This window comes from Schlesneria sp. (assembly GCF_036405755.1).
Classification (GTDB): Bacteria; Planctomycetota; Planctomycetia; order Planctomycetales; family Planctomycetaceae; genus Schlesneria; species Schlesneria sphaerica.
On record NZ_DASWWZ010000715.1, the window covers coordinates 1 to 5,616 of the forward strand.

Annotated in this window: 5 protein-coding genes; all 5 read right to left on the minus strand. The window is 54.2% G+C overall.

Annotated elements, in window-relative coordinates:
* Positions 1-977, minus strand: a 977-nt coding sequence (pstC, locus tag VGE80_RS23465) for a phosphate ABC transporter permease subunit PstC (RefSeq protein ID WP_440594342.1), incomplete at its 3' end; no start/stop codon positions are given.
* 33 nt (positions 978-1,010) lie between these two features.
* Positions 1,011-2,063, minus strand: coding sequence for a PstS family phosphate ABC transporter substrate-binding protein (locus VGE80_RS23470; protein ID WP_440594343.1), 1,053 nt, complete (start codon positions 2,061-2,063; stop codon positions 1,011-1,013).
* A gap of 363 nt (positions 2,064-2,426) precedes the next feature.
* A complete protein-coding gene (locus VGE80_RS23475; RefSeq protein WP_373652194.1) occupies positions 2,427-3,230 on the minus strand; it encodes a ThuA domain-containing protein in 804 nt (267 codons plus the stop codon).
* A gap of 124 nt (positions 3,231-3,354) precedes the next feature.
* Positions 3,355-3,783 (minus strand): DUF5658 family protein, encoded by a 429-nt coding sequence (locus VGE80_RS23480; RefSeq protein WP_440594344.1) that lies wholly within the window; start codon positions 3,781-3,783, stop codon positions 3,355-3,357.
* Between the two features lie 93 nt (positions 3,784-3,876).
* A partial coding sequence (locus VGE80_RS23485; protein WP_440594345.1) for a hypothetical protein occupies positions 3,877-5,616 on the minus strand: 1,740 nt, incomplete at its 5' end.

A 5,616-nucleotide genomic window follows, 5' to 3' on the forward strand; every position in this document is an offset into this window, starting at 1 on the left:
TATGCGACAGCATAAAGACTTTTCTCCAAGGTCGAACCCGTCACAACTTCGCCAGTCATGACATCGACAATGAACGACGTCATGGTTTGGATCTGATTTAAGGGATTCAATGTCAGATTCGCGAATCCTGCGGAGGCGATGGTGACAGCCATCGTTTCGCCAATACTGCGCGAGAGTGCGAGGAGAAAGGCGGCGAATATCCCTGAAAGGGCTGCGGGCACGACGATCTTCGCACTGACGTCGAATTTTGTTGCTCCCAGTGCGTACCCGGATTCTCTCAGACTATCTGGAACCGATCGCATCACATCTTCGCTGAGTGACGCCACCATCGGAATGATCATCAGGCCAACGACGATTCCACCCGCAAGGGCATTCTTACCCAGTACCGACAATCCCAATAGATCATGGAATAGGGGTGTTATGACAATCGGTGTGAGAAATCGGAGAGCGAAGTATCCATAGACCACTGTGGGGACACCTGCCAGGATTTCCAGGGCGGGCTTGACCCATCGACGTGAGGCGGGGGAAGCGTACTCGCTGAGGTAGATGGCAATCATCAGCCCCATGGGCAGACCGATCACGGCAGAGATTCCCGTGATCAACAGTGTCCCGCAGACGAGTGGAATAATTCCGTAGTGACGCTGCTCTTCCGCATACTGTGGCGTCCACCGCGTTTCGGTGAAGAATTCCCGAAAACTCACGTCCTGAAAGAACGCGGTATCGGGGGGGATGGCAAACAGAGACTGTGATACCAGTACGTAGATGATGCTGAGCGTTGTCAGAATTGACAGTAATGCGCAGCAGAACAATGCCAATTGAATGAGTTGCTCTCGGGCGTGCCTCAACGAAAACTGGCGTCGCAATGACGTGATTCTTACTTGTCGAGTCGGTCCACCATTGGACACGGGCTTTTCCTCTTGCGAGCCGGACACCTTGAAAATCTCCAGATCAATTGAGTGTTGATCATGCGTCAGCATGATCAACACTCTCGGTTGGGAAGAACCGTTCTGCTACTTCCCCGCTGAAACTTCTTTCAGCGCATTCTCCAGCGTTTCGATCGATTTTTGACGAGCAGAATCCTGTAGTCGGACAAAGCCTCGTTTTTCAATCAGTGGCTGTGATTCTTCGGACAATGCGAATCGCAGAAACTCGGCCACTTCCGGGCGCTTCAGCGATTCAGTGCTGACGTACATGTACAGCGGACGGGACAAAGGAGTGTACTCACCACTCAAAATTGTCTCGACGGATGGGCTGACGAATGGGAGGGGTGTCTCAGTTGCCTCTTTCGTTGCAGAGAGTGCGACAGGTGTCAGTTTATCCGTGTTCTCGACAAAGTATCCGAAGGGGATATATCCCAGTGCATACTTATTACTGGAAATGCCCTGAACCAGCACATTGTCATCTGCGGCGGGCGTATATCGAGTGTTGGTGGCCTTCTTTTTCCCATTCACTTCTTCGGTGAAGTACTCAAACGTTCCTGAGTCTGTATCCGCACCAAACAGAACCATTGGTTCGGCGGGCCAGTCTGGATTCAGGTCTTTCCACGTTTTGATCTGACTGTCGGGTTCCCATACCTGCTTCAGTTGACCAATCGTCAATTGCGTGCACCAGTCATTCTGGGGGTGCACAGCGATGACGATGCCATCGATAGCGATGGGTAACTCGATGAAGTTAATTCCCTTTTTCTTCAGGTCGTCTTCTTCGCTTGGTGCGATCGTCCGTGAAGCGTTCCAGATATCCGATTGTCGGTTGAGAAACTTTTTGTATCCGCCGCCGGTCCCCTGACGGCCGACGCTGACGGTATTTCTCGTTGCTTTCTTTTCGAACTCGACGGCAAAGGCCTGGCAGATCGGGTAGACGGTGCTCGATCCTTCAGCGCTGATCGTCGCTGGTTTCACATCACCGGCGCTCGTCACGGAATCAGTTCCCCCTGCAGAGGAAGCGGAATCGTTGGTGTCACCCGTCGATGAACCCTTCTTGATTTCACATCCGGCGAATAGACCCATCGCAACGACCAGGGTCGCCGTCATGATCACTCGCGAGCTCATCTGACAATATTTCATCCTGACTTCTCCATACGCAAACACTCTGGTGAGCGGAAATGTCGTCGAACCCGCCCCTATTTTCAAACCTAACTGCTTCGAGAGGCTACAGGATCGTCGTTAATATTCTGTGAAGAATAGCCTTGCGGACAACATTTGTGCCACCGGAGCGAGACGACGATTCCAGAGATCGGTGGCAGCTGATGGGACTGTTGTTCACCGATCGCGAGTCGGGGTGACGTGGTTGTTATGGTCGATTGTGAAATGAGTTACAGCAAATTTGCGACTCGCAGTGTGCGGAATCAACTGGATTGACATCCGGAAAGTGAGTCCACAGGCGCGCAAAGTCGAACGCCTGTGGACCCTGGTAAAATCCTGCTTCGCCTATTTCTTCTTCACCGTGACCAGTGGCTGCAGGTATTCGGGATTGAGCTTGTCGCAGGACCACAGCAAGCCTCGTGTGACGAGATCGAGATATCGATCGTCACCGACCGTCTCAGAATTGTGGCCCAGTGTTGTGCTGAAAACGCGGCCCTTCCCGTACTGATTCGTCCAGACAACGACATAGTCGTCCACCTTGGTGCCGATGTCCTGACGTCCACGGGCCAGTGGCTTGGCCGTGGGGAACAGTTTCAGGTTGTTGTAGAGCTCCTCGTTAATTGTGGTCCAGTTTTGCAGTGTCACTGTGATCGGATGGTCGCGTTCGACGAAAGTCACTTCGATTGGCTTTTGGGGGCCGTGGCCTGACGACTGAATTCCGACGAACTGGAACCAGTCATCCTTTCCGGGCAGCCGGTAGCTGTGCATGGCACAGTGCAGGTTCACTGCGGGCAAGCCGTTTCGATGAGCTCGCAGAATATTTTCGACATACTCAGGTTCGGTCACGTCAGACGAGCACTCATCGTGCAGGACCACATCGTAACCCTTGGACCAGTCTTTATTGTCATACAGGTCGAAACGGGCTTTGGTGCTCGTGTCATCGGTATGAATTTGAGTCACTTCCACATTGGCTCGAGCCTCGATTCCTTTCTTGAGCAGGTCTTTCTGGCCCGCATAATCATGGCAGCAGCCACCGGTCACCAACAGGGCCTTCAATGGCTTAGGGCGGTTTGCCTCCTGGGCAATCGCCGGGACTGCAGAAACGATACAGGCGAGAAAAAGGGAAGCACTGGCGAGACGACGGTTCATCGAAGCGACTCCTGATTCGGATCGAAATGGACTGGGGAGTAATTCAAAGGGGAAATCCGATGTTGGACCACGGCACATCGTAGACAAGTCTTGGCCGACTTGCCTCGATCACGTCATGATTTTTTCAGGCCCACTGCCGAACGACGAAGAAAGCGACTTCAGTGTCGATTTCGATCGGAATCGTCCGGTGTCGAAAATGAAGCCAGACACTGTAAATCACTACCAGACCGACAATGAACGTCGCCACTTCAAGCACCTGTCGGGCCAGCTTCGAGTTGTGTCGAGCGACGAACTGGGTGATCACACAGACCAGTAGTGTCATCGCGGCCTTGAAATAGGCCATCCCCCTGAGGCCCCACCGATCGAGGAAGTAGCCCGCGAACGGATTGGACTCGACGAACCCGCCATCTCCGCGGGTCAGCAGGTGGTACGTCATTACCACGTCGAGAACGCTGACAATGACCAGAACCAATGTTTCCTGCGGATGCTGTAACTCCCACTGCGGTTTAGGGGTCACAGTGCGGTGCGGCCTCGATTCATTTCGTGTCCTCATTTCGCTGTAGTCCGGCAGGTTCGTTCCAAAGGGTAGACTTTCTGGATTCGGATGAACCCATCCCAGTATCGTCCTGCGGCGTCGATTCTTCGTCTAGGGGACCGCCTGCAGGTTGACAGGAATTTCGGGGACTACGAGGTTGCCTGCAGTAGTCACGCGAAGTTTGACGTTGGGAAGATCGGTCTGATTAGTCACTTTCGGCCCCCGAACGACGACCGAAAACGTCTCTTCATTTCCGGGCACATTGGCCGTCTGTGCCGTGTAGCCGGCAGGAAGTCCACCAAGGGCGACTTCGACGGGCATGCTGAAGCCGGCTGCTCGCTGAAGGACTCCGGTGATTCGATGATCTGTTTCCCCCACGACGGAAAGAGTCGCTTCGTCGACTTTGGGAGCGACACCCGTTTGTATTTCTGCAAGAAATGTTTGGGAGAACGCGGTTGCGGTAACCCTGTCTGAGTAGGCGTGAGGTGTGGCTTCTGCTCGAACGGTAAAGTTGATGGCCGGTTCCACCGCATCCATTGGTACGGATAACTTCAGTACCACGGTCTGGTCGTCGCTGGAGTCCAGAAACGCGGGTGCGATCGAGACTTGTGGGAATGTTCCCGCGGCAGCGTTGTTGGGATCGCGTCTGCGGGCTGGTTCCGTCGAGTCGAGTGACAGCCGGACGGGCAGCGTTACTGTTGCGTGCTCGCGGCTTCGCTGGACTTTGACCGGAAGATCGATGGTCGTTCCTCGATACAGGACCGTCGGCAGGTATTGAAGTTCAACAGCCAGTCCTGATGCTGGAGTGGTTGCGACTGCCAAAGTGTCTGCGAACGCTGGTGCCAACGAACCGGTCTGGAGTGTTGCCGTCCGGCGAATCTGCGGCGACAGGTCAACTGATTCACCGACGATTCTCAGGAGGGATGGGTGTGCAGTTTGTCGCGACCCGCTTCGCACAAGTCGCAGCAGCATCTTTCCCTGGTGGTTGGCAACGATCTGACTGGGCGAGATCGTGACGGAGTCGTCTCCAACGGCGCTGAGCTGGATAGGCCCCATGTGCCCAGCGCGATTAACCTGTAATTCGATGATGGCCGAGCCGTCTTCGGGGATGTTGACGGTGGGAGTGTTCAATTGCAGAGAAAACCGAGGCAGGTCGGCTGGTTCAATGACCACTCGATAGAAAGCCCGCGGGTCACCTCGCCCGAACAGATCTCGAATCCTGAGCTGGATTTGATTGGTTCCCTGCGGAATCGAGTAATCCAGAATCAGGTCTCCGCTCGTGGGCTGATCACTTGTCTGAGCCAGCAGATTACCGCCGGCACCGTCGACAATGCTCATTTCTCCCTGCAAAGTGGAGCCGAGTGTGTCGGTCAGTAAGGTAAATCGGAGTTTCTGACCGGGAATCACATTGAGCGTAAAACGATCCATCTCTCGCTTCTGTGCCACCCGGCCGCTAATCCCTACGGAAGGACGGTCTGGCTGAGTGAAATTGACTGTGATGGGGGGTAGTGGATCACCCGAAGAACTTTGAGGTTCGGCATATTCGGTCCCCTGACTCAATCCCATCGCGGGGAGGCTTCCGCAGAACAATAAATCAGAGTCAATCGAGAAGAGTCCAAATCTGCTTTCTGCGGGTGCAGTCAGCTCACCCCGTACTCGAACTGAATTGCTAAAACCAGGACCGATGGGCTCCACTTCCATTTTGCCGAGAGAACCAGCGGCAGGGAGGAGACCGTCTACGAGTTTCAAGTCACCTACTTTCAGCCGAAAAACGCTTGAACCGGGAGCATTGAAGGCCAAATCGTGCAGCTCGATGGAATAGATGCCATCCGCCGTTAACGTGTACTCGAT

What these genes read in the sequence shown, in the direction of transcription:
- VGE80_RS23470 (WP_440594343.1), bottom strand. Translation starts at nt 2,063, where the DNA reads ATGAAATATTGTCAGATGAGCTCGCGAGTGATCATGACGGCGACCCTG.
- VGE80_RS23475 (WP_373652194.1), bottom strand. Translation starts at nt 3,230, where the DNA reads ATGAACCGTCGTCTCGCCAGTGCTTCCCTTTTTCTCGCCTGTATCGTT.
- VGE80_RS23480 (WP_440594344.1), bottom strand. Translation starts at nt 3,783, where the DNA reads ATGAGGACACGAAATGAATCGAGGCCGCACCGCACTGTGACCCCTAAA.